The sequence below is a fragment of the Parahoeflea halophila genome (genome assembly GCF_900220985.1).
Lineage (GTDB): Bacteria > Pseudomonadota > Alphaproteobacteria > Rhizobiales > Rhizobiaceae > Hoeflea > Hoeflea halophila.
In genome coordinates, this window is the sequence record NZ_OCPC01000001.1 from 1,215,119 (window position 1) to 1,238,294 (window position 23,176).

Annotated in this window: 24 protein-coding genes and 1 other RNA gene; 12 read left to right on the forward strand and 13 right to left on the reverse strand. The window is 59.9% G+C overall.

Going from position 1 to position 23,176, the window contains the following annotated elements:
- Positions 1-12 precede the first annotated feature (12 nt).
- The 4 genes from CRO46_RS05730 (at position 13) to CRO46_RS05745 (ending at position 4,337) form a co-directional block, all read left to right on the forward strand.
- Positions 13-1,233 carry an NAD-dependent epimerase/dehydratase family protein gene (locus tag CRO46_RS05730; protein WP_097105837.1) on the forward strand — a complete coding sequence of 407 codons (1,221 nt, stop codon included), beginning with the start codon at positions 13-15 and terminating at the stop codon, positions 1,231-1,233.
- Positions 1,230-2,102: a glycosyltransferase gene (locus CRO46_RS05735; protein WP_097105839.1), complete on the forward strand. Its 873-nt coding sequence runs from the start codon at positions 1,230-1,232 to the stop codon at positions 2,100-2,102. The genes CRO46_RS05730 and CRO46_RS05735 overlap by 4 nt, the downstream gene beginning before the upstream one ends.
- Positions 2,099-2,983: an NAD-dependent epimerase/dehydratase family protein gene (locus CRO46_RS05740; protein ID WP_097105841.1), complete on the forward strand. Its 885-nt coding sequence runs from the start codon at positions 2,099-2,101 to the stop codon at positions 2,981-2,983. The genes CRO46_RS05735 and CRO46_RS05740 overlap by 4 nt, the downstream gene beginning before the upstream one ends.
- 79 nt (positions 2,984-3,062) lie before the next feature.
- The gene (locus tag CRO46_RS05745; RefSeq protein ID WP_097105844.1) at positions 3,063-4,337 is read left to right on the forward strand and encodes an alpha-hydroxy-acid oxidizing protein; all 1,275 of its coding nucleotides are present in this window, start codon (positions 3,063-3,065) and stop codon (positions 4,335-4,337) included.
- 82 nt (positions 4,338-4,419) lie between these two features.
- Here CRO46_RS05745 and ruvB read toward each other — a convergent pair whose 3' ends face one another.
- The 5 genes from ruvB to ruvC all read right to left on the reverse strand — a co-directional run bounded on the left by ruvB (position 4,420) and on the right by ruvC (position 7,309).
- Entirely contained in the window at positions 4,420-5,457 is a 1,038-nt protein-coding gene (gene ruvB / locus CRO46_RS05750) for a Holliday junction branch migration DNA helicase RuvB (protein ID WP_097105846.1), read from the reverse strand.
- Entirely contained in the window at positions 5,454-5,852 is a 399-nt protein-coding gene (locus tag CRO46_RS05755) for a type II toxin-antitoxin system VapC family toxin (RefSeq protein ID WP_179758963.1), read from the reverse strand. The genes ruvB and CRO46_RS05755 overlap by 4 nt, the downstream gene beginning before the upstream one ends.
- A complete protein-coding gene (locus CRO46_RS05760) occupies positions 5,839-6,105 on the reverse strand; it encodes an AbrB/MazE/SpoVT family DNA-binding domain-containing protein (RefSeq protein ID WP_097105850.1) in 267 nt (88 codons plus the stop codon). The genes CRO46_RS05755 and CRO46_RS05760 overlap by 14 nt, the downstream gene beginning before the upstream one ends.
- Positions 6,106-6,174: 69 nt before the next feature.
- Positions 6,175-6,792: a Holliday junction branch migration protein RuvA gene (gene ruvA / locus CRO46_RS05765; protein WP_097105852.1), complete on the reverse strand. Its 618-nt coding sequence runs from the start codon at positions 6,790-6,792 to the stop codon at positions 6,175-6,177.
- 10 nt (positions 6,793-6,802) lie between these two features.
- Positions 6,803-7,309 (reverse strand): crossover junction endodeoxyribonuclease RuvC, encoded by a 507-nt coding sequence (ruvC, locus tag CRO46_RS05770; protein ID WP_097105854.1) that lies wholly within the window; start codon positions 7,307-7,309, stop codon positions 6,803-6,805.
- A 147-nt stretch (positions 7,310-7,456) separates the two neighbouring features.
- Between ruvC and CRO46_RS05775 the strand changes: the two genes are divergently transcribed.
- Positions 7,457-8,443, forward strand: a complete 987-nt coding sequence (locus tag CRO46_RS05775) for an LLM class flavin-dependent oxidoreductase (RefSeq protein ID WP_097105856.1) — start codon at positions 7,457-7,459, stop codon at positions 8,441-8,443.
- Between the two features lie 61 nt (positions 8,444-8,504).
- On the opposite strand, the gene CRO46_RS05780 is transcribed toward CRO46_RS05775, so the two are convergent.
- A complete protein-coding gene (locus tag CRO46_RS05780) occupies positions 8,505-9,251 on the reverse strand; it encodes a YebC/PmpR family DNA-binding transcriptional regulator (RefSeq protein WP_097105858.1) in 747 nt (248 codons plus the stop codon).
- Between the two features lie 80 nt (positions 9,252-9,331).
- Between CRO46_RS05780 and CRO46_RS05785 the strand changes: the two genes are divergently transcribed.
- The 3 genes from CRO46_RS05785 (at position 9,332) to CRO46_RS05795 (ending at position 11,334) form a co-directional block, all read left to right on the forward strand.
- Entirely contained in the window at positions 9,332-9,802 is a 471-nt protein-coding gene (locus CRO46_RS05785) for a GFA family protein (RefSeq protein ID WP_097106543.1), read from the forward strand.
- A gap of 117 nt (positions 9,803-9,919) precedes the next feature.
- On the forward strand, positions 9,920-10,753 hold the full coding sequence (locus CRO46_RS05790) for an MBL fold metallo-hydrolase (protein ID WP_097105860.1): 834 nt from the start codon (positions 9,920-9,922) through the stop codon (positions 10,751-10,753).
- A gap of 2 nt (positions 10,754-10,755) precedes the next feature.
- On the forward strand, positions 10,756-11,334 hold the full coding sequence (locus tag CRO46_RS05795; protein WP_097105861.1) for a tetratricopeptide repeat protein: 579 nt from the start codon (positions 10,756-10,758) through the stop codon (positions 11,332-11,334).
- 3 nt (positions 11,335-11,337) lie between these two features.
- Here CRO46_RS05795 and CRO46_RS05800 read toward each other — a convergent pair whose 3' ends face one another.
- The 7 genes from CRO46_RS05800 to CRO46_RS05825 form a co-directional block, all read right to left on the reverse strand.
- On the reverse strand, positions 11,338-12,162 hold the full coding sequence (locus CRO46_RS05800; protein WP_097105863.1) for a TIGR00282 family metallophosphoesterase: 825 nt from the start codon (positions 12,160-12,162) through the stop codon (positions 11,338-11,340).
- A gap of 7 nt (positions 12,163-12,169) precedes the next feature.
- Positions 12,170-12,742, reverse strand: coding sequence for a 5-formyltetrahydrofolate cyclo-ligase (locus CRO46_RS05805; RefSeq protein ID WP_097105865.1), 573 nt, complete (start codon positions 12,740-12,742; stop codon positions 12,170-12,172).
- 369 nt (positions 12,743-13,111) lie between these two features.
- Positions 13,112-13,255 (reverse strand): hypothetical protein, encoded by a 144-nt coding sequence (locus CRO46_RS19930; RefSeq protein ID WP_179758964.1) that lies wholly within the window; start codon positions 13,253-13,255, stop codon positions 13,112-13,114.
- A gap of 43 nt (positions 13,256-13,298) precedes the next feature.
- Complete coding sequence (locus CRO46_RS05810) at positions 13,299-14,819, reverse strand: glycosyl hydrolase 108 family protein (RefSeq protein WP_179758965.1); 1,521 nt, start codon at positions 14,817-14,819, stop codon at positions 13,299-13,301.
- A 499-nt stretch (positions 14,820-15,318) separates the two neighbouring features.
- Positions 15,319-15,476: non-coding RNA, 6S RNA (ssrS, locus tag CRO46_RS05815), on the reverse strand.
- A gap of 194 nt (positions 15,477-15,670) precedes the next feature.
- A complete protein-coding gene (locus tag CRO46_RS05820) occupies positions 15,671-16,033 on the reverse strand; it encodes a cell division protein ZapA (protein ID WP_097105869.1) in 363 nt (120 codons plus the stop codon).
- Between the two features lie 64 nt (positions 16,034-16,097).
- The gene (locus CRO46_RS05825; RefSeq protein ID WP_097105872.1) at positions 16,098-16,370 is read right to left on the reverse strand and encodes a DUF4164 domain-containing protein; all 273 of its coding nucleotides are present in this window, start codon (positions 16,368-16,370) and stop codon (positions 16,098-16,100) included.
- A 234-nt stretch (positions 16,371-16,604) separates the two neighbouring features.
- Between CRO46_RS05825 and tkt the strand changes: the two genes are divergently transcribed.
- The 4 genes from tkt to CRO46_RS05845 all read left to right on the forward strand — a co-directional run bounded on the left by tkt (position 16,605) and on the right by CRO46_RS05845 (position 23,040).
- Positions 16,605-18,596, forward strand: a complete 1,992-nt coding sequence (tkt, locus tag CRO46_RS05830; protein WP_097105875.1) for a transketolase — start codon at positions 16,605-16,607, stop codon at positions 18,594-18,596.
- 45 nt (positions 18,597-18,641) lie between these two features.
- Positions 18,642-19,652 carry a type I glyceraldehyde-3-phosphate dehydrogenase gene (gene gap / locus CRO46_RS05835; RefSeq protein ID WP_097105879.1) on the forward strand — a complete coding sequence of 337 codons (1,011 nt, stop codon included), beginning with the start codon at positions 18,642-18,644 and terminating at the stop codon, positions 19,650-19,652.
- 278 nt (positions 19,653-19,930) lie between these two features.
- On the forward strand, positions 19,931-21,730 hold the full coding sequence (locus CRO46_RS05840; RefSeq protein ID WP_097105880.1) for a potassium/proton antiporter: 1,800 nt from the start codon (positions 19,931-19,933) through the stop codon (positions 21,728-21,730).
- Between the two features lie 113 nt (positions 21,731-21,843).
- Positions 21,844-23,040 (forward strand): phosphoglycerate kinase, encoded by a 1,197-nt coding sequence (locus tag CRO46_RS05845; protein ID WP_097105882.1) that lies wholly within the window; start codon positions 21,844-21,846, stop codon positions 23,038-23,040.
- Positions 23,041-23,176 lie beyond the last annotated feature (136 nt).

Genomic DNA, 23,176 nt, shown 5'->3' on the forward strand with positions numbered 1-23,176 from the left:
GGAGAATCACGGATGAAGATTGCAATCATGGGCGGCGACGGCTTTGTCGGCTGGCCTACATCGCTGCATCTGTCCAATGCCGGGCATGAAATCCACATCGTCGACAATCTGTCCCGCCGCTGGATCGACACCGAACTCGGAGTTCAGTCCCTGACCCCGATGGATTCGATCCAGGAGCGCACCCGTATCTGGCACGCCGAGACCGGCCGCAAGATCCATTTTCATCTGATCGACATGGCACGGGACTATGACGTGCTGAAAAACTGGCTGGGCGAGGAGCGCCCGGACGCGATCGTGCATTTCGCCGAGCAGCGCGCAGCGCCCTATTCGATGAAGACCGACCGGCACAAGAATTACACCGTCAACAACAACGTCAACGCCACCCACAATCTGCTCAATGCCATGGTGGAGCTAGGGCTTGACGCGCATCTGGTGCATCTGGGCACCATGGGGGTTTACGGCTATTCGACGGTTGGAGCCGCCATCCCGGAAGGCTATCTGCCGGTCGGTATCGAGACCATGTCAGGCGAAACGGCAAAGCAGGATATTCTCTATCCGGCCAATCCCGGCTCGATCTACCACATGACCAAGTGCCTCGATCAGCTGATCTTCCAGTTCTACGCCAAGAACGACAATCTGCGCATTACCGACCTGCACCAGGGCATCGTCTGGGGCACCCACACAGACCAGACACGGCGTCACGAGCAGCTGGTCAACCGCTTCGATTATGACGGCGACTACGGCACCGTTCTGAACCGTTTCCTGATCCAGGCCGCGATCGGCTATCCGCTGACCGTCCACGGCACAGGTGGGCAGACTCGCGCCTTCATTCACATCCAGGATTCGGTCCGCTGCATCGAGATCGCGCTCGAAAACCCGCCCGCCCGTGGCGCCAAGGTCGAGATCTTCAACCAGATGACCGAGACCCACCGGGTGCGCGATCTTGCGAAGATAATCTCGGAGATGACCGGCGCCGAAATTGCCTGGCTGCCCAACCCGCGCAAGGAAGCGGCAGAGAATGATCTCGTCGTCCGCAACGAGAAATTTATTGGACTGGGGCTTGAGCCGACTACGCTGAAGGAAGGCCTCCTGGAAGAGGTTGTCGACGTGGCGAAGAAATACGCCTACCGCGTCGACCGCTCGCGCGTACCCGCAGTATCGGCCTGGACCAAGGACATCGCCACCTCGATCAACCGCGACCCGGAAGGCAAGGCGCTCAAATCCGTGTCATGAGCACCCCGTCCCCCCTGCCCTCGGGTCTCAGCGCCAGCAGACCGGCAGCAAGCCATCGCGCCTATGTCACACTTGTCACCAATGCGGACTACGCAATGGGCGCGACGGCGCTGGCCCGGTCGATACTGCTCACGGGCACACAAGCCGATATCACGGTGCTGCACACAGGCGGTGTCGATGCTGCGGCGCTGGAGCCGCTGTCAGCGCTCGGCTGCCGGCTGATCCGGACCGAGTTGCTGGACACATCCGACGCTTTCAACGAGCGCCACGCCCGCGGCAAGCTGCACGCCAACGCGCCCTTCACCAAGGGCCGAAAACCGGCCTTCCATTCGCCGCTCGACAATTTCTGCAAGCTTCGACTCTGGCAGCTGACCGACTACGAGTCTTGCGTTTTCATCGACGCGGATGCACTGGTCCTGCGCAACATCGACAAGCTGTTCGACTATCCCGAATTCTCCGCTGCCCCGAATTTGTACGAGACCCTGAAGGATTTCCATCGCTTGAATTCCGGCGTGTTCGTGGCCCGGCCCTCGGTCACGACCTTCAGCACCATGCTCGGGGTACTGGACCAGCCGGACGCCTTCTGGCGGCGCACGGACCAGACCTTTCTGGAAACATTCTTCCCCGACTGGCATGGACTGCCGGTTTTCATGAACATGCTGCAATATGTCTGGTTCAACCTGCCCGATCTGTGGGAGTGGAATCAGATTGGCGTACTGCATTATCAATACGAAAAGCCCTGGGAGGAGGGCCACCCCCGGTCTGTGCAGCTCAAGCCGCTGATCGACCTCTGGCATGCCTACCTTGATGGGAAATCGATCCCGGACATTTCATTACTGCCCAACCCGCCGGGATCAAAGGCAGGATGAAAGCCCTGGTCACCGGCGGCACCGGCCTTGTCGGGCGCTATATCGTCGAAACGCTGTTGGCTGCAGGTTACGAGGTGGTTGTCGCTGGACGGACGAAACCGGCGAAGGACCTGTTCTCCCAGCCTGTCGAGTTTCGTCCCGCACGGCTTGATCCAGACTGGAAACCGGGGGATTTGTTCGACGGGATCGACGCCTTCATTCATGCCGCCTTCGAACACCTGCCGGGACGCTATCGTGGCGGCGAAGGCGATGATCCGGACGGCTTCCGGCGGTCCAATCTCGACGGCCCAGTCGGGCTTTTCAACGCAGCAAGAAATGCCGGGTCCCACCGGGTGGTCTTTCTTTCAAGCCGCGCAGTCTATGACGGGGTCCCGCCCGGCACGCCCCTGACAGAAGATCTTCCACTGCAACCAACCTCGCTTTACGGCGAGATCAAGCTTGCCGCCGAGCAGGCCCTGGCAGCGATGAACGCACCGCATTTCATTACATCAAGCCTGCGCCTGACCGGGGTCTATGGCGAGTTGCGCCCGAACAAGTGGGACACGCTGTTTGCCGACTATCTGGCGGGACGCCCGGTGCCGGTGCGTGCAGGCTCTGAAGTCCATGGCCGCGATGCCGGCCAGGCCGTGCGGCTGATGTTGGTAGCCAATCCGGACCGGATCGGAGGCGAGGTCTTCAACGTCTCGGATCTGGTTGCCGATACCCGGGAAATCCTCGCTCCGCTGAGACGGGTCCTGCAAAACCCGCCGCACCTGCCACAGGCAGCCGACAAGACAGCGGTCGCCAGAATGGACACGCAAAAAATACGGGCACTAGGCTGGCAGCCGGGTGGCAAGCCCTTGTTGACGGAGACCATGGCGCGGCTTGTGGGCAACTTGTGAATAACGCGCTCATATCAGTGCCGGAGGTTGTTGGAAGCAGACAGGAACTCGAATAGGCTCTCCCGGGGAGGAGCTTGCCATGTCCGTACCGCCGTCAGCGCTGACACACCAGCGGTCCATCTATCTTGCCGGTGTCTCGGGTGAGCGGCCCCGCGTTCCCTTCCATATCACCTCTCTCGAGCAAGAGGCAGAGAAACGGCTCTCGGCACAGGCCTATGCCTACATCGCAGGTGGCGCCGGTGCGGGACAAACCGTGGCTGCCAACCGTGCTGATTTCAACCGCTGGCGCATCCTGCCGCGCATGCTCAACGACGTGAGCGAGGTCGACCTTTCGACCAGACTGATCGGCCTCGACCTGCCCGCGCCCCTTCTGCTTGCGCCGCTGGGGGTGATGGAACTGGCGCATCCTCAGAGCGATCTGGCAATCGGCCGGGCGGCGGCGAAACACGGCGTGCCGTTGATAATTTCCAACCAGGCGAGCCGTCCGATGGAAGAGGTGGCGAAAGCCATGGGCGACGCACCGCGCTGGTTCCAGCTCTACTGGTCACGCGAGGAGGAACTGGTCAAGAGTTTCGTGTCCCGCGCCGAAAACTGCGGCTGCAGCGCCATCGTGGTCACCCTCGACACCAAGATGCTGGGCTGGCGTGTCAATGATCTCGACCTCGCTTATCTGCCGTTCCTGCGCGGCAAGGGAATTGCGCAATACACCTCCGACCCGGTGTTCCAGCGGCTCGTTGATGAAATGCCCGAGGATCCGCAGGCACCTAAACCGAGGATAAACCTCAAGTCTCTCGCAACCCTCTGGCAGATGCTCAACGCCCACCCCGGAAGTCCGCTCGACAATCTGCGCTCCGGACGGGCGCAGAAAGCGGTCAAGCTTTTCACCGGCATTTACACAAACCCGACGCTCAACTGGGAGCACATTGCGCGGCTGCGCAGCTACACCCGGCTGCCGATCATCCTGAAAGGTATTTTGCACCCCGAGGAAGCCGTACGCGCCGTCGATGAGGGTGTGGACGGGCTGATCGTTTCAAACCACGGCGGCAGGCAGGTGGACGGTGCGGTCTCGACAATCTCCGCCCTCCCGGCAATCTCCAGCGCGGTGAAGGGGCGCATCCCATTGATCCTTGATTCAGGGGTACGGAGCGGGGCGGACATGATCAAGGCGATGGCGCTTGGCGCCTCCGCAGTGGCTATCGGCCGGCCCTATGCTTACGGGCTGGCGCTGGCGGGCGAGGACGGTGTGAGTGAAGTGATCCGCGGCTTGCTTTCGGACTTTGAACTCAACCTGCGACTGGCCGGCGGGACCAGGCCTTCGGATATCGACGCAAGCTGGCTGGTGCGCGCGCCATGAGCAACCGAGCAGCCAAATTGCCGCGTCGCATCACAGGAAGCGGACCCGTACGAGCGAATGCAAGAACCTGTTCTCGGGTGATTCAGTCTTCTTCAAACAGGCTGGCCTGTGTCGCAGCGAGATCCCTGGGCGGATTGAGCCCCATATGGTCCCAAGCCCGTGCGGTCAGCACCCGGCCGCGCGGTGTCCGCTGCAGAAAGCCCTGCTGGATCAGATAAGGTTCGATGATATCCTCGATGGCATCGCGCGGCTCCGAGAGGCCAGCGGCGATGGTCTCGATCCCCACCGGTCCGCCGCCGAAATTCCGCACGATCATGTCGAGGTAACGCCGGTCGAGCTGATCGAGTCCGATGCTGTCGACCGACAGACGCGTCAGCGCCTCATCAGCGATTTTCCGGTCCACCGCCTCGGCCTTGGCGACTTCTGCGAAGTCCCGCACCCGCCGGAGCAGGCGCCCGGCAATACGCGGCGTGCCCCGGGCACGGCGGGCGATCTCCAGCGCCCCGTCATCGGTCATGCCGAGCCCCATGATCCGCGCCCCGCGCCGCACGATCAGTTCAAGCTCTTCAACAGTGTAAAACTGGAGCCGCACCGGGATGCCGAAGCGGTCACGAAGCGGCGTTGTCAGCAACCCCAACCGTGTGGTGGCGGCGACCAGCGTGAACCGCGACAGGTCGATCTTCACCGAACGTGCCGCCGGTCCCTCGCCGATAATCAGGTCAAGCTGAAAATCCTCCATCGCCGGATAGAGGATCTCCTCGACCGCCGGGTTGAGCCGGTGGATTTCGTCGATGAACAGGACATCGCGGTCTTCGAGATTGGTCAAAAGCGCTGCCAGATCGCCGGCCTTGGCGATCACCGGGCCAGAGGTGGAGCGGAAATTGACGCCCAGTTCCTTTGCCATGATCTGCGCCAGCGTGGTCTTGCCAAGCCCGGGAGGCCCGACGAACAACACATGATCGAGAGCCTCGGCCCTGCCCTTGGCCGCCTCGATGAACACTTTCAAATTTGCCCGCGCTTCCGCCTGGCCGGTGAACTCGTCCAGCGTCTGCGGCCGCAAGGACGTATCGATGTCCTCGCCGCGCTTGTCTGGGGAAATCAGACGATCTCCATCACTCATGCCAGGAGCTCCATGCCAGGAACAGAATTGGCGGCCTTGCGGTCAAACGTCATTGTCTTTTCACATCCATTGGCGCGGTTGATGTCGGCGATGATGACATCGGAAAAGCCGGGGTGTGATGACATAAACCATTGCCCCCAATTCTCCACACGCAAAGTTTCGGGAACCTTGATTTCCACCGTGTCGAGCAGTCCTGCCACCTGCTGCCGCGCCACCGGCGGATCCACCTTGTAGGCCTTTTCCAGCACCCACACGGTTTCGGCAATCACCATCGGGTTGACGAACAATGGCGCGGCAGCACTGCTGGCCTTGACCAGCGAAACGGCCGCATCGAACTGGACTGGATCGTCCCGAGTGAGAAGACGGACGATGATGTTGGTGTCAATTCCGATCACGAGACAGCTCAACTCGCTCCGAAACCGCTTCATCAAGCGCTTCGTTCATCGTCTCGACCGAAACCGGCTTGCGATCCGGCTCATGCAGCACGCCGGCGAAATCCAGCGCGCTGCGATTTTTCGGTACGAGCACCACTTTCCCGTCCACGAACTCATACCCGAGACGATCGCCCGCCCCCACCTTGAGAAACTCGCGCACTTCCTGTGGGATTGTGGTCTGGCCCTTGGTTGTCAGCTTCGACTCGATCGCCATTTCCTTACCTGCAGCAAAAATCCTTACATTGAACTATAGTAAGGATTTGCGATCAACACAAGGGACCGCCTACTTGGCAAGTTCCTTCAACCCGAGGCGTATCAGCTTGGCCGAATCAGGGTTCTCACCTGCACTTTTCATCGCTGCTGCGACTGCGTTGGCAGCCTGGTCGCGCGAGTAGCCGAGATTGGACAAGGCCGAGACTGCATCGGCAACCGGAGCGGACGCGACGCCCTCGCCCAGTTCCTGTTTCAGCCCCATCGCCTCGCCGGCTTCACCGCCCAGCGCCGGAACCTTGTTCTTCAGCTCTGCCACGATCCGCTGCGCCACTTTCGGCCCGATGCCTGGGGCGCGCGCCACCATCGCCTTGTCCTGCAGCGCGATCGCATTGGCGAGCTCGGAGGCGGTAAGCGTTGACAGCACCGCCAGAGCCACCTTGGCGCCTACCCCCTGAACGCTCTGCAGCAGCCGGAACCACTCTCGTTCGAGCGCAGTTTCAAACCCGAAAAGCTTGAGCTGATCCTCGCGCACATAGGTCTCGATGAACAACACCGCAGCTTCCCCGACCGAACCGAGCCGCGACAGGGTCCGCACTGAGCAGAAAGCCACATAGCAGACCCCATGCACATCGATCAGGGCATGGTCCTCGCCGATTTCCTCGAGAGTGCCCTTGAGCTTGCCGATCATTGAAAGATCCTCATTCCGCCGCCATCCGCCATTCCGGTGATGTGCGATGATGTGCATGACAGATCGCGATTGCCAAGGCGTCCGCCGCGTGGTCGCTGTCGAAGGATGCCTTCGGGATCAGCATCTTGACCATCATCACGATCTGCTTCTTGTCACCATGCCCGACACCGATCACGGCCTTCTTGACCGCGTTCGGGGCATACTCGCCGACCCTGAGCCCGGCCCGGGCCGGCGCCAGCATGGCAATGCCACGCGCCTGCCCGAGCTTTAACGTCGCCGTGGCGTCCTTGTTGACAAAGGTGTTTTCCACCGCCGCCTCAAACGGCTGGTACTGATGCAGGATGCTCTCCAGCCCTTCATAAAGCTGGTTCAGCCGCGAGGCGAGATCTAGCTTGTTGTCGGATTTCACCGTGCCCGAAGCGACAAATCGCAGTGAGTTGCCAAGGCTGTCAATCACGCCCCAGCCCGTGTTCCTCAGCCCGGGATCAATCCCGATAATTCGAATCGCTTCCGCCATGCAAAACCCTATCCCGATGTGCCGGACCATTCCATCAAAATGTGAACAAACCAAAAACAAACACGTGCAGTGCCACACAGCCTTTTTGCATCCAGCCTGCGGCTACCTACATGGGGAGAAAATCAATTCCGACCCGAAAGAATATCCATGACAGCGTTTTCCATTCTCGATCTCTGCCCCATCGTCGAGGGCGGCACCATCAGCGACGCTCTATCCTCGACCCGGCTGATGGCCAGGCAAGCAGAAGATGCGGGCTTTACCCGCTTCTGGCTGGCCGAGCACCACGGCATGAAGGGCATTGCAAGTGCGGCCACCTCGCTGGTGATAGCTGAAGCCGGCCATGCAACCAGCACCATCCGCATCGGATCGGGCGGCATCATGCTGCCCAATCATTCGCCGTTGGTCATCGCCGAACAGTTCGGCACTCTCGAAGCCCTGTTTCCCGGTCGTGTCGACCTCGGCCTCGGCCGTGCCCCCGGCACCGACATGAACACTGCCCGGGCATTACGCCGCAATCTCGAAACCGGCGCCAACAGTTTTCCCGATGATATTGTCGAGTTGCAGCACTGGCTCGGCGAACCCGATGACCGTATGCTGATCGCCGTCCCCGGCGCAGGCTCGCATGTGCCGCTGTGGATCCTGGGCTCCAGCATCTACAGCGCCCATCTCGCTGCAGCACTGGGCCTCCCTTACGCCTTTGCCTCGCATTTTGCTCCGGACATGCTGCTGGAAGCGCTCGACATCTACCGCAGCAAGTTCACACCTTCGGCCCAGCTCGACTCGCCTTACGTCATGGCCGCAACCATGGGTGTGATGGCCGACACGGACACAGAGGCAAACTATCTGTTCACTACCCTGCAACAGACTTTCGTCAACATGCGCCGCAATGCACGCGGGAAGATGCCAAGACCGATCGACAGCATGGACGACTACTGGAACGAGATGGAAAAGATCGCCGTCGAACATACCCTGCGCTATGCGGTTGTCGGCAGCCCCGACACGGCGAAGACCAAGATGCATGACTTTATCCAGGCCACAAAAGCTGACGAAATCATGATCTCGATGCCGATCCATTCCATCGATGCCCGGTTGAAATCGGTCAAACTGTTCGGCGACATGCGAGACGCGCTCTGAGATATGAAAAAAGCCGCCGGTCAAAAGGCCGGCGGCTTGCAATACGAAGTGACTGGGTCGATCAGGCAGAGAGCTTGGCCATGATCTCGTCGGAAACTTCGAAGTTGGCATAGACATTCTGCACGTCGTCGTCGTCATCAAGCGTCGCGATCAGCTTGAGCACGGAGACCGCCTTGTCCTCGTCCACCGGTGCCGTGGTTTGCGGCTTCCACACGGCCTTGACGGAGTTTGCCTCGCCAAGCGCTTCTTCAAGTGCTGTCGAAACTTCGCCAATATCCTCAAAGGCGCAGATAATGGTGTGCTCTTCCTCGCCGCTGGTCACATCTTCTGCACCGGCCATGATGGCGGCTTCCATGATGGTGTCCGGGTCGCCAGCCTCTGCCGGATAGATGATTTCCCCGACACGCGAGAACATGAAGCCCACCGACCCGGTTTCGCCCAGGGCGCCGCCGGATTTGGTGAACGCCGCACGCACGCTCGAGGCTGTGCGGTTGCGGTTGTCGGTCAGCGCCTCGACGATCACGGCCACGCCGCCCGGGCCGTAGCCCTCGTAACGCACTTCCTCATAGGCTTCGCTGTCGCCACCCGATGCCTTGTTGATGGCGCGCTGGATATTGTCCTTCGGCATCGACTGTGACTTGGCATTCTGGATCGCCAGGCGCAGACGCGGGTTCATCGCCGGGTCAGGTGCGCCCATCTTGGCTGCAACGGTGATTTCGCGTCCGAGCTTGGAGAACATCTTGGAACGGACGGCATCCTGCCGTCCCTTGCGGTGCATGATGTTTTTGAATTGTGAATGGCCGGCCATAACGCCCCTGATCTTTGCTCTGGATTCTGGATTGCCGCGTTATAAGGTCCTTGTTCCATTTCGTCCAGAAGGTTCAGTTCATGCGAAAAACCTCAGTTCCCGTGTTGCCGCTGACCGGCGGCTGTCAATGCGGCCGGATCCGCTACCGGCTCAACGCCAGGCCTCTGGTCTTCTACCTCTGCCACTGCACCGAATGCCAGAGACATACCTCCTCGGCCTTCGGAGAAAGCTTGCGCTTCAGACGGGAGGATCTCGATGTCGACCCGGGGCTGGTCAGCATGAGCCGCATGAGCGAATCCGGCAAACTGCGCCACGGATGGTTCTGCCCCGATTGCGGCGTCCGTATCTGGCATGGCACCGAAGGTTCGCCGGAGTTCAACATCAAGGCCGGCACACTTGATGACACCTCCTGGCTGGTGCCCGCCGGACATATCTGGTGCGGATCCAAACAGCCGTTCATCCATATCGCTGATGATGAACTCAGCTACGACGCCCAACCAACAGACGGGTATGAAGCCATGAAGTTGCGCTGGCAGGCCATGACTGGCTAAGCCGGGACCGGAGTGTCGCTCAAGCGACAAGAACGACAAACCCTGCTCAAAAGTCCTTTACGTTGCGTCATGGCGCTCTAAACTTCCTGTCGTGAGACTGTTTGCGGAGCCGCCAGCATGCACCGTTTGAGCACCTTCGTCCTTGGGTTTACAATCCTTGCCTTCGCACTTCCGGCGAAAGCCCAGGAATCCACCCGACCCTACAGTCAATGTCTTGCGGTGGCTCAAACGCTACCCGGCGCTTCCTACGCCAATCTCACCCCCGCTGAACTTGAGGTCCAGCTCGACCGCATTGCCGAGGGATCAGGCGAGGTCGAGATCATGTTTGCGGGTCATTCGACCTATGTCATCACCACCCCGGCGGGCATTTCCATCGCGACCGATTACAACGGATGGTCGGGCCGGGTTACCGTTCCCGATATTGTCACCATGAATAAAGCGCACTCCTCGCATTTCACGCTGTCCCCGGACGAGCGCATCGGCGAGGTGCTTCGCGGCTGGAACTTTGACGGCACTCCTGCCGATCACGACGTGGTGGTCGAGGACGTCTATATCCGCAACGTCACAACCGACATCCGCAACTTCGGCGCCATGGAGCCCGATGGGAATTCGATCTTCATCTTCGAGGTTGCGGATCTGTGCATTGGCCATCTCGGTCATCTGCACCACCCGCTGGAAGACCGTCATTTCGCTGAGATCGGCAGGCTCGATATCGTCATGGTTCCCGTCGATGGTGGCCTGACCCTCAGCCACGTGGCCATGACCGGGATTGCCCAGCGGCTGCAGTCCTCGATCCTTTTGCCAATGCACCGCCGTGGCGCACCCCTTTCAAGCTTCATCGAAATGATGGGTGACAAGTTCACAACCGACTTCGTCAACGCCGACAGTTTCACCGTCTCCGCCCGTAGCTTGCCTCGACGTCCGACAATTCTGGTCCTGAAGGGAGTTTGACCATGCGCCGCAGAACCCTGTTGGTCGGTATGGCGGCAATCGCTGGCGCTTTTGGTATCCCCGGTAGATTGCAGGCCAATGCCGATACCGAGCGTGAGCGACTGTTCAAAGCGTTGAAGACCGCGAGAAGCGAGCGTGAAGGGCGACTTGCAGAAAACGCGATCTGGAACTGGTGGCTTGATCAGGCCCCGACGGCAAAGGTGCGTGACGCCATCGACCATGGCATGGAGAGGCGCGAGGCCTATGACTTCGAGGCCGCCGAAGCAGCCTTCGACATGGTTGTGGACCAAGCACCGAACTACGCGGAAGGCTGGAACCAGCGCGCCTTCGTGCGCTTCCTGCGCGACAATATCGACGGATCGCTGTCGGATCTCGAAAAGGCGGTCGAGCTCGACCCGGATCACTTCGGCGCCTGGTCGGGGATGTATCACGTGCTCACCCGCATGGGCCGGCCCCAAGTGGCCGCCTCGGCTCTCAGCCGCGCGGTTACCATTCATCCCTGGATCAAGGAGCGAGGTCTGTTGCCACCCGATCCCGATGCCAAACGACCCTTGATCAAGGGGAAGCAGCAGGACCTGTAAACATTAGTTCCAGAAATCAGGCAGGGTCTCGGCAAGCCGCGGCCCGATTCTGAGCGGCGCAATTTTCTCTGCCAGCCCAGTGCGATCGGAAATCTCGACGGCAACACCACAGATCGTCGCCGGGCCCGATGCCACTTCAAAACGCCCTTTTGGAATCTTGGAGACAAACCGGCTCACCGGTTCCTCCTTGTCCATGCCGATCGACGAATCATAATCACCGCACATGCCGGCATCCGACATATAGGCCGTACCGCCATTCAGGATCTGCGCATCGGCAGTCGGCACATGGGTGTGCGTACCCACCACGAAGCTTGCCCTGCCATCGACAAAATGTGCGAAACACAGTTTCTCGCTGGTAGCTTCGGCGTGAAAATCGAACACCACCGCATCCGCCTGCTCGCCGAGCGGGCAGGCTTCCAGGATCGCTTCACCAGCTGCAAACGGGTCGTCGAGATCGGGATGCATGAACACCCGGCCCATCACGTTGGCAACGAGCACCCGCGCGCCGTTGCGGGCAATGTAGAGATTGGAACCGCGACCCGGCGTTCCTGCCGGATAGTTTGCCGGCCTCAGAAACCGATCTTGTCGGTCGGCATAGACCAGCGCCTCGCGCTGGTCCCAGACATGGTTGCCGGTGGTCACCACATCGGCGCCGGCATTGAGCGTCTCGAGGAAGATTTCCTCGGTGATGCCAAAACCGCCGGCGGCGTTCTCACCATTGACGATGACAAAATCCAGCTTGTAATCGCGGATCAGGCCGGGAAGGCGGCTCCAGACCGCGGTGCGGCCGGATCGTCCGACCAGATCTCCAAGAAATAACAGGCGCATTTGCTCTCTATAAGGCTTGCGAAAGCGAGCGCAAGCCTCGCTCCGTCAGGATCATGTCAAGAGGGACGTCGTGCGCTTCGGCCGGCAACCTTTCGACCTCCTGCATCGCAAACGCGGTGCCGATCAAGAGCGGCATCCGAGCCTTGGCGCGAAGCCGTGCAATCGCCCGGTCGTAGTGTCCGGCGCCATACCCCAGCCGGTTGCCCTGCGCATCAAAAGACGACAGCGGCATCATCAGCACGTCCGGATCAAGCAGTTCCGCCTCTGCACCTGGCCCAGAGGTTCCGAACCCGGTGCTGACGAGCTCGGCGCCGCGGATAAAGTCGCGGAAGACGATGGTTTCCCGGTCAAGCACGACCGGCAGGCAAAGCCGGGCTCCCCGCTCACGAAAGCGCGCGAGCATCGGCCGCAGGTCAGGTTCGGACCGGATCGGCAGATAGCCGGCAATCACGGTACCAGGATCGAATTGCAGCTGTTCGCCGATCTCGGCCATGGCAAGGCTCATCTCGATCCGGTCGGCCGCAGCGAGTGCATCCCGTCGCGCCAGAACCGCAGCGCGAATGCCTGCCTTGTTGTCCATCTTGCTCTCCGTGCGGATTCTGCCTGTAAATGGGGGTAAGCGCTCAATTGGCAGAATTCAAGCACGGCCTGGCTCAGTCGGTGGTTGAGAGGGCCGTTTCATTACGACACTCCTCCCTGAAACGGACCATTTACGACAATCCGGACAATCATTTGCCGCCGGCGGAAGCTTGCGCCATCACACCGGATGTCATGCCCATCGTTAAGGCACATCGATACGGCTTCAAAAAACAGATTTGCGGGAATCCATGACTGAAAATTCGGAGCGATTGACCCATCCGGAAAGGGCTATTCTCCAATCGGTGGCAAGAGGGCAGCCCCCTGAAGCCTTGGCCCAAACCGTCAACACTCCTGGAAAATCAGGAAAGGATCATCTCGCCTCGGCCCGCAGGAAGCTGTTGGCAAGCACCACAATAGAGGCCGTCGCCCGCGCAATGAAGATGGGCTTGATCGAATAGTCGGTGATCAGGACCGCCCACCAGCCGGATGTGACGACGACTTGGTTTGTGGTCAATCACGCTTGGCATCCACCTGGACCAGCTGAGAGTCAGGATATGTCAGGACTTCCGCACCGCGTCGATCATCCCCATAAGGCGAATGGCCTTGTCGAGTTTTCCGAACATTCCCCATCCCGTAATCAGGGAAAACAGTGTCAGCAGCGCTTCCGAGTTTTGCCCAACGAAATTGACAATGTCACCGGAGACACCAAGTTTCGGCAGAAACGCAGTGAGCAGTAGTCCGGCGATACCGGTCACAGATTTCTTCCCATTCATGGCCCTTCCGAATGTTTCACCAAGGGCCGCGTTGATCGGCGTCAACGGAGGTTTGCCATCCGGCCCCTTGGAGATCGTGGTGGCCGCATCATAGACCGGAGTGTCAGCGCCCATTCTTTCCCGCGCAGCGCCGGTCAAAAGGCCCAGCAAAGTGCCTACCGCTGAACGCGGTGTCTTCGCTCCGGCATCGGACCGCACCGTTTCAGTGAGCAACCTGATCATCGCCTCCCGGGACCCGGAATCTTGCCCGGGAATAAGTTTCTCGATGAGCAGTTCGAGGTCGGATTGTTTATCTGTCACAGACATCTTGATCGCCGGACGAGCGCCCGCTCCCTTTTGCAGTGTATTGACGAACTCTCTCAATGCGGCCATGCGATTCAGCCAGCCCTTGCCAAAAACCGGGAAAGTGTCGAGCTGGCGCAGATAGTCCTCCTGCCGATCCATGAAAGCTTCCGCCAGAATGGAGGGGTCCGCCCCCCGGATCGCGCTCATGGTCATGCGGCCCAGAACTCCGTCGACGACCAGCGGCTTGCCATCAACCAGCAGTCCGAGATTGTTGAAGGCTTGTTGCACAAATTCGATTGCGCGCTCGCGCCCCGACAAGACCGAACAATTGTAGACCACCATCGCCATCCGCTCCGGCATCTCACCGCAGCGATTGGCGCTATAGTAATTTGCGCGAAAGATGCTGTCGGCCTCGGATCTGCTGAGCTCCCGAACGTCTTCCACGGTAACCTTGGTCCCGCGCCACTCGGCCAGTGTGCCGATGGTGATGCCCATATTGGTTGCACCACCCGGGTCATCCGGATGATCGACGAAACCGCCCTCCCAGCGTTTGATGAATTCGTGCAGCTTCTGAAACCGAGGATCCGTCGAGGCCTTGTCTTCCGGACCTGGCGTATCGCCGCGAACCAGATCCTCCATCTCGGCGATGACATCCGGCGCAAGCGGCGGCCGTTCGGCGACATTTTGCGGCTTGACCGGGGCAGCAGGACTGCCGGTCCAATTGTCGATCAGATTGCCCAGATACTCCGCCCAGGCCTCATCACCTCCTTCAGGGTAGTGCCCTTTGTACAGATCTCTGGCCGAAACACCCTTCAACTGGATGTGAGGCTTTTCGATCAGAGCTCCGGCCTTGTTGTAGAGCGGTGTCATGCCGTTTTCCAAAGCCAGCTCGTGCATTCTGGTCCAGTAGGCTGCCTCAGGCCCGCGATCATCCCATGACCATTTCCCGTTGATCTTCAGGACAAAATCGACCGCCAAGCCATACTGGTGGATCGATCCCCAGGGGCCTACCCAAGTCACCTTTGGCCGCTTCGCCTGCAGTTTTGCCTGGCGTTCAGGGGTTCTAAACGCTTCAAAAACCTCAAACGGAATATCTTCCTGATGCAGTTGATCCCTGATCGCAGTGACTTTTTCACGTATGGCCGGATGTAAAACTGAAACATCATCGCTGCGCGCTGTTGTATTTGACATTTCCACCCCCTCAATGAAGATAAGAATGCTTCAACCCTGAAACAAAACATTGCCTATGTTTTGAAATAGCAATTCAGGACAGCCAGTTGAATTTTGCAGATACTATACACCAAGAAGTCAGTGCAGGAAAATATTGAACGGTTGACTGTCTCCAACGCATGGATCCATCCACCTCGCCATACTCGCAGAGACGACGGCCACAGCGAAAGACGTGCTAAACTGGTAGACCCCTGATCTGATGGCCCGGCCCTGCCCAAACCTCTGAGTTGCCGGGCGCTGCGACAGGCGGCGCAGCGGGTGAACCGAATGGAGGATTTTTGGGGAAAGAGTGCGATCCACGGCAACCGATGGATTTTATTGATCCTGGGAACCTACAACGTAGGTGGGCGCCATATGTCCGGACCCACGGGTCCGGTCAGGGACAGCTCCCTTTGGATCAATTAAGGCCCCAGGGTTCGAGTATCCTGTCGAGAGGCGCAGACCGCATGCCCCATATAGGTCATCGCGTGCTTAACTCCAATGAGCAATTTGCAAGTCAGCAAATAATCCGGCGCTAGCGTGCCGGGCGACCGAAATCACCCTCGCCCAGGACAACCGGCGACACCTGGATGGGCCACAGACCGGCCTTGTACACAGGCAAGCATTTTGAACACGGTCGCACCAGGCTCCCGGCCCGGATTTCAGCTCCGCCCGGAGAGCTTGCCGGCGATCTGCTCGATCTTGCCGGTCACCTCAGACAGGGCCTCGGCGAGATCATGATCGGTCTTGTCAACCTTGCTCAACGCAGTGTCTCGGGTCTTCTTCAGCGTCTCGACTTCGGCTTCCAGACCCCGCATGCGGCGCTGCAGCTCGTGCAGCTCATCCATCACCATGATGCCGGCCATGACCGTGATCCTGAGGTCACCGATCTCGCCGAACTGCCCCTTGAGGTGACCGACGTAGCGGTCGAACCGCCCGGCAAGCTCGCTCAGGTGCTCTTCCTGGCCTTCTTCGCAGGCCATCCGATAGGTCTTTGAGTCAATGGTAACCGTTACCTGAGCCATTCAACACGTCCTGTTTTGCACGACCCCGGGTGATCGAAGGCAAATGCGATTGATACTGTCAGTCTCAGCGATCGAGAACCGCCCTTATGGTTTCCATGGCCGTCACCAGCCTGCGCGAGACTTCCCGGTTGGCTTCCTCCAGACGGTTGGCCCGGTCTTGCGACTGGTCGAGCTCGAGCGCCAGCCGTGATCGATCCTCGATCATCCGGCTCAGTTCAGCCGTCGCTTCGGTCGAACTGCGGCTCGTCTCGACCTGACGATCGACTTCATTGTCGAGTTGATTCAGGGCTTTTTTCAACGCCTCAAGTGCGGATTGTGCTGTTCTTTCAACCGGCATTGTCAGCTTCCCTGGATCTGTACCACAAGCCGAATCGCTTGAATTCCGGACACTTGTGGGCGCGACTTTACGCATTAGCCGAACCGGCCGTCAACAAAACCAGATGTGCATCCCCAGGCGTTTGCAGCCAAGGCATTTGTTGACTCCCGCCTAGCAACTGCTATGTGTGCGCGGCCTTCGATCCGGACTATATCCAGCCCGGACCTGACATGAACGCGACCAGGCGGAACCATCATGATTTCACGCGAAAAACACGACCGGATGGCAAATGCAATCCGGTTTCTGTCCATTGATGCTGTAGAGAAAGCGAAATCCGGGCATCCCGGCCTGCCAATGGGCGCAGCCGATATCGCCACGGTGCTGTTTTCGCGCTATCTGAGCTTCGATCCCAAGAAACCGGACTGGCCCGACCGCGACCGCTTCGTGCTGTCCGCCGGCCACGGCTCGATGCTGATCTATTCGCTGCTCTATCTGCTCGGATATGACGATATCTCGCTCGAAGACATCAAGAATTTCCGCCAACTGGGCTCCCCCACTGCCGGGCATCCCGAATATGGCCACGCCGCAGGCATCGAGACCACCACCGGCCCGCTCGGTCAGGGCATCGGCAATGCGGTCGGCATGGCAATTGCTGAGCGCAAGCTCGCCCAGGAATTCGGCTCCGATCTGGTCGAGCATTACACCTATGCGCTGGCAGGCGACGGCTGCCTGATGGAGGGCATCAGCCAGGAAGCGATCTCGCTGGCAGGTCATCTCAAGCTCGACAAGCTGATCGTGTTCTGGGACAACAATTCGATCTCCATCGACGGTCCGGTGTCGCTCACCGACTCGACCGACCAGCTCGCCCGCTTTGCAGCCTCGGGCTGGAACACGCTCGACATTGACGGTCATGACCCCGATGCGATCGCCCAGGCCATCGAGACGGCGCAGAAATCCGACCGCCCGACCCTGATCGCCGCAAAGACCGTGATCGGTTTCGGCGCACCCAACAAGGCCGGAACCAGCGGCGCCCACGGCTCACCGCTCGGCGACAAGGAAATTGCCGGCACCCGGAAAGCGCTCGGCTGGAACGAAGAACCTTTCGTTGTTCCGTCCGATATTCTCGACGCCTGGCGCCTGGCGGGCCTGCGCTCGGTCAAGGACCGCAAGGCTTGGGAATCCCGCCTTGCCGAGGCCGAGAATGACATCCGCATGGCTTTCGAACGCCGGATGAACGGCGACCTGCCTGGTGAACTGGAACCGGCAATCACCGCCTACAAGAAGAAGCTGGCCGATGACCAGCCGACGGTCGCCACACGCAAGGCATCCGAAATGGCGCTGGAGGTTATCAACGGCGTTGCCCCCGAAACGCTCGGCGGATCCGCCGACCTGACCGGATCGAACAACACCCGCACCAGCCAGACCAAGGCGATCACGCCGGACGATTTCTCAGGCCGTTACATCCATTACGGGATTCGCGAACACGGCATGGCGGCAATGATGAACGGCATCGCGCTGCATGGTGGCCTGATCCCCTACTCTGGCGGCTTCCTGATCTTTTCAGATTACTGCCGTCCTTCGATCCGCCTTGCAGCTCTGATGGGCATCCGTGTCATTCACGTTTTAACCCATGATTCGATCGGACTTGGGGAAGACGGACCGACCCACCAGCCGGTGGAGCATATGGCTGCACTCCGCGCGATTCCCAATCTTTTGACGTTCCGGCCGGCCGATACGGTCGAAACTGCGGAATGCTGGCAGATTGCGCTCGAACAGGGCAAGCGCCCGAGCGGCATCGCCCTCACCCGCCAGAACCTGCCGACGGTACGCACCGATTTCACCGAGGAAAACCTCTGCGCCTATGGTGCCTATGATCTGGTTTCGGCAAGCGATGCAGAGGTGACGATCTTTGCTTCCGGCTCGGAAATCGAGATCGCTCTTGAGGCACGCCGGATGCTTGAGGCGAATGGTCACAGCACCCGCGTAGTCTCCGTGCCCAGCTTCGAACTGTTCGAAGAGCAAAGCCCGGAGTATAAGAAGGCCATCATCGGAGACTCCAGGGTCAAGATCGCCATCGAGGCCGGCATACGGCAGGGATGGGATCGCTTCATCGGCACTGACGGTCTGTTCATCGGCATGAGCGGGTTCGGCGCTTCCGGACCCTACAAGGAGCTCTATGAGCATTTCGGCATCACTGCAAAGGCTGCGGTGAAAGCGGTCGAAGCCAGGTTACATGACGAAGCCTGAACTCGCAGAGACAGGCGCAATCGGACCCAGGACGGAGGGAATAGAATGAAGACCAGGATTGCCATCAACGGATTTGGCCGCATCGGCCGCAATGTTGTGCGCGCCATTTACGAATCCGGGCGCACCGACATCGACATCGTTGCCATCAACGATCTCGGTCCGGTCGATACCAACGCTCACCTGATGCGCTGGGATTCGGTGCACGGCAAGTTCCCCAAGACCGTCGAGGTCGACGGCGACACGATCCGCATTGAAGGCGGCGATTCCTTCAAGGTGTTCTCGGAGCGCGATCCGAAGAACCTCCCCTGGGGCGATCTCGGCATCGACATCGTGATGGAATGCACCGGCATCTTCACCGCGCGGGAAAAGGCTGCCATCCATCTCGAAGCCGGCGCCAAGCGGGTTCTCGTCTCGGCGCCTTCGGCCGGTGCCGACAAGACCATCGTCTATGGCGTCAACACCGACGTGCTGACCAAGGACGACCTGGTGGTCTCCAACGCTTCGTGCACCACCAACTGCCTGGCTCCCGTCGCCCATGTCCTGCACAACGCCATCGGCATTGAAAAGGGCATGATGACCACGATCCACTCCTACACGGGTGACCAGCCGACGCTCGACACGATGCACAAGGATCTCTATCGCGCCCGTGCCGCCGCCATGTCGATGATCCCGACCTCGACCGGTGCCGCCAAGGCTGTTGGCCTCGTGCTCCCCGAGCTCAACGGCAAGCTTGACGGCATGTCGATCCGTGTTCCGACCCCGAACGTCTCGGTTGTCGACCTGAAGTTCATTGCCAAGCGCGAGACTTCGGCTGAAGAGATCAACCAAGCCATCCGCGACGCCGCAAACGGCCCGCTGAAGGGCGTTCTCAGCTTCACCGACGAGCCGAATGTCTCCATCGACTTCAACCACAACCCGCACTCCTCGGTCTTCCACATGGACCAGACCAAGGTCATGGAAGGCACCCTGTGCTCGATCCTGACTTGGTACGATAATGAATGGGGTTTTTCCAACCGCATGGGCGACACCGCCGTGGCGATGGCAAAGCTCATTTAGTTCCTGGCACGAGCCCGCCTGCCGGCGGGCATGTGAAAGACCGCGCAATACGGCAACGCCACCGTTCTAACGAGCGGTGGCGTTGCTGTTTTCGGTACCGATGCTACCGGGCTTTCCTTGTCTGCCTTGCCGCCGGTTTTGGTCCAACTGTCACCTTGTTTTAAGGAAAATATCGCTTCGCGGCCTTGCGATCATTGATCCGATCGCAGCCGCCTCCCATACTTGCAGTCAAAGCATATTCGGCTGTTTTATTTAGCGATCCGGACAAGGGCCGACGGTTGGACACATTCTACGTCGTGACATTGGCTTCAATGTCACTCATTCTCATTGCTGCCTTCTCCAGTCTCTTGGCAGAGCGCTTTGGCGCCCCCTTGCTGCTGCTCTTCCTGCTCATCGGACTGGTTGCCGGTGTCGATGGTCTGGGCATCGATTTTTCCAACAATTCCGCCGCCTACATGCTGGGCTCGATCGCACTTGCCATCATCCTGTTTGATTCCGGCTTTGGCACGTCATTGCAGTCCTTTCGGCAGGCGGCCGTCCCAGCGCTGACGCTTGCCACCGTCGGCGTGCTGTTGACAGCGGTGCTGTTCGGCGCGGCCGCCCGCTTTCTGCTCGGCTTTACCTGGCTCGAAAGCTTCCTGCTGGGATCCATCGTTGCCTCCACCGACGCCGCAGCCGTGTTCTTCCTGTTGCGCACAGGCGGCATCAATATCCGCGACAAGGTCCGCTCGACGCTGGAAGTCGAATCCGGCACCAACGACCCGATGGCGATCTTTCTCACCGTTGCCCTGGTCGGCATCGTGGCCAGTGGCGAGGCCCTCGACAGTGCCGGCGTGGAGCTCTTGCTGCTGTTCATCAAGCAGATCGGACTCGGCCTGCTGCTCGGCCTTATCGGCGGTGTTCTCATTGTCCAGATCATGCGCCGGGTTCCCGTCGAGCGCGGGCTTGCCCCAATCTTCGTTCTCGCCTTGGCGCTGCTGGTCTTCGCCTATACCTCGGCCATCGGCGGCAGTGGGTTTCTGGCGGTCTATGTCGCCGGCATCTACACCGGTAACAAGAAGATCCAGGCCAAGACATCGATCAACCGCTTTCAGGAGGGCATGACCTGGCTGGCACAGATTATCATGTTTCTCGTCCTCGGCCTGCTTGCAACGCCATCGCAATTTCCGCAGATCGTGCTCCCCGCCGTAGGCCTCGCAATTTTTCTTGTGTTCATCGCCCGCCCGCTGGCGGTCTGGCTCTGCCTGCTGCCCTTCGACCTGACGCAGCGTGAAACCGGCTTCGTCGCCTGGGTCGGCTTGCGGGGAGCCGTCTCGATTCTGCTCGCCATCCTGCCCATCCTCGGCAATCTTGAAAACGGCCAGCTCTATTTCAACACCACCTTCATTGTTGTGATGGTCTCGCTTGCCATTCAGGGCTGGACCGTCAAGCCGGTGGCCAAGCGTTTGGGCCTGATCATCCCGCCGCAGATCGGCGCAATCGACAAGCTCGAGGTCGATCTGCCTGGTACCGCCAACCATGAATTGCTGGCTTACCGCGTGGTCGCCGACAGCCCGGTCCTGCGCGGCGAGCGGATTCCGCGCTGGGCACGCCCTTCGCTGGTCATTCGCGACGGCAATTCCATGCGCTATCAATACGCCGGACGGCTGCGTGAGAACGATCAGGTCTATCTGTTCATCGCGCCCGGGTTTTCGCGCCTTCTCGACCGGCTGTTTGCATCCAGGCTGGCCGTCGACGAAAACGACAACGAGTTCTTCGGCACCTTCACCATCGACCCGTCGAGAAGCTGTGAGGAGCTCGAAAGTGCCTATGGTCCCGGCCTGCTCAGTGAGACGGAGAAGTCGCTGACCATCGCCGAACTGATGGAACAGCGCCTGGGCGGAAAGCCCGACTATGCGGACCGGGTCAAGATCGGGCGCATTGTCCTGATCGTGCGCCAGACCGACGAACACGGCCTCATCAAGATGGTCGGGATTTCGCTCGAACCCGTCGCCCCGGCGACCAGATTGCCGCTGTTCCTCAATCTGCGCGAGATCGTTCACATGATCCGCGATTTTGCCCGCGCACGGCGAAAATGAGTGATGAAAGAGCCGGTTGCCAGTTTCCCTCACCGCCTTGCCTCGCTACAACAGCGCTACCATCTTAGCGCAGGCAAAACCGCGCAGCATCAACTTGACGAACGGAACACCTCATGACCTCATTCAAGACACTTGATGATCTCACCGACCTTTCCGGCAAGCGCGTCCTGGTGCGCGTCGATCTGAACGTGCCGGTCAAGGATGGCAAGGTGACCGACACCACCCGCATCGAACGGGTCGCCCCCACGATCATGGAACTGTCCGGCAAGGGTGCACGGGTGATCCTGCTGGCGCATTTCGGCCGTCCGAAAGGCCAGGCTGTTCCCTCGATGTCGCTCGATCCGATTGCCGGAATTGTCGAAAGCGTCCTCGACCATCGCGTCCATTTTGCCGCTGACTGCATCGGCGACAAGGCAGAAAAGGCAGTCGGGGCAATGGTCAATGGCGACATCCTGCTGCTGGAAAACACTCGGTTTCATTCAGGCGAGGAAAAGAACGATCCCGACTTTGCCAAAGCGCTGGCTGAGAACGGCGACATTTTCGTCAATGACGCATTTTCTGCAGCCCACCGCGCCCATGCCTCCACCGAGGGACTGGCGCATCTGTTGCCGGCCTATGCCGGACGCACCATGCAGGCGGAACTGGTGGCGCTTGAGAAAGGCCTCGGCAATCCGGCCCGACCGGTGGTCGCCATTGTCGGCGGAGCCAAGGTTTCGACCAAGATCGATTTGCTTCAGAACCTGGTGAAAAAGGTCGATGCGCTGGTGATCGGCGGCGGCATGGCCAACACGTTTCTCGCTGCCCGCGGTATCGATGTCGGGAAATCGCTGTGCGAGCACGATCTGTCCGACACCGCCAAGGCGATCGAAGCCGAGGCCCTTGCAGCAGGTTGCACCATCGTCTTGCCGGTAGACGGTGTCGTGGCACGGGAATTCAAGGCCGGCGCCGACAACGAGACCGTGGCTGTGTCCGCCATCCCGGCCGACGCCATGATGCTCGATGTCGGGCCTGAATCCATTAAAGATATCAACGCTTGGATCACCAAGGCCGACACCCTTGTATGGAATGGCCCGCTCGGCGCCTTTGAAATCCCGCCCTTTGATGCAGCAACGGTATCCGCCGCCCAGCACGCCGCACGGCGCACCGGTGAAGGCCTGCTGGTTTCAGTCGCCGGCGGGGGGGACACCGTGTCAGCGCTTAACCATGCCGATGTAGCAGACGACTTCACCTATGTTTCGACCGCCGGTGGCGCGTTCCTGGAATGGATGGAAGGCAAGCCCCTGCCCGGCGTCGACGTTCTCAAGCGCTAGGTCCTGTGGACGGATAAGTGTCGTGGTGCTGGTTTGGTCAGAATGGTTTCTTGCCGTGGCCTGAGGAAGCAGGGCATGCTGGGGCATACTCGATGACGAAGGCCGCGGCCAAGGACCATTCTGGCGAAATGCCTTT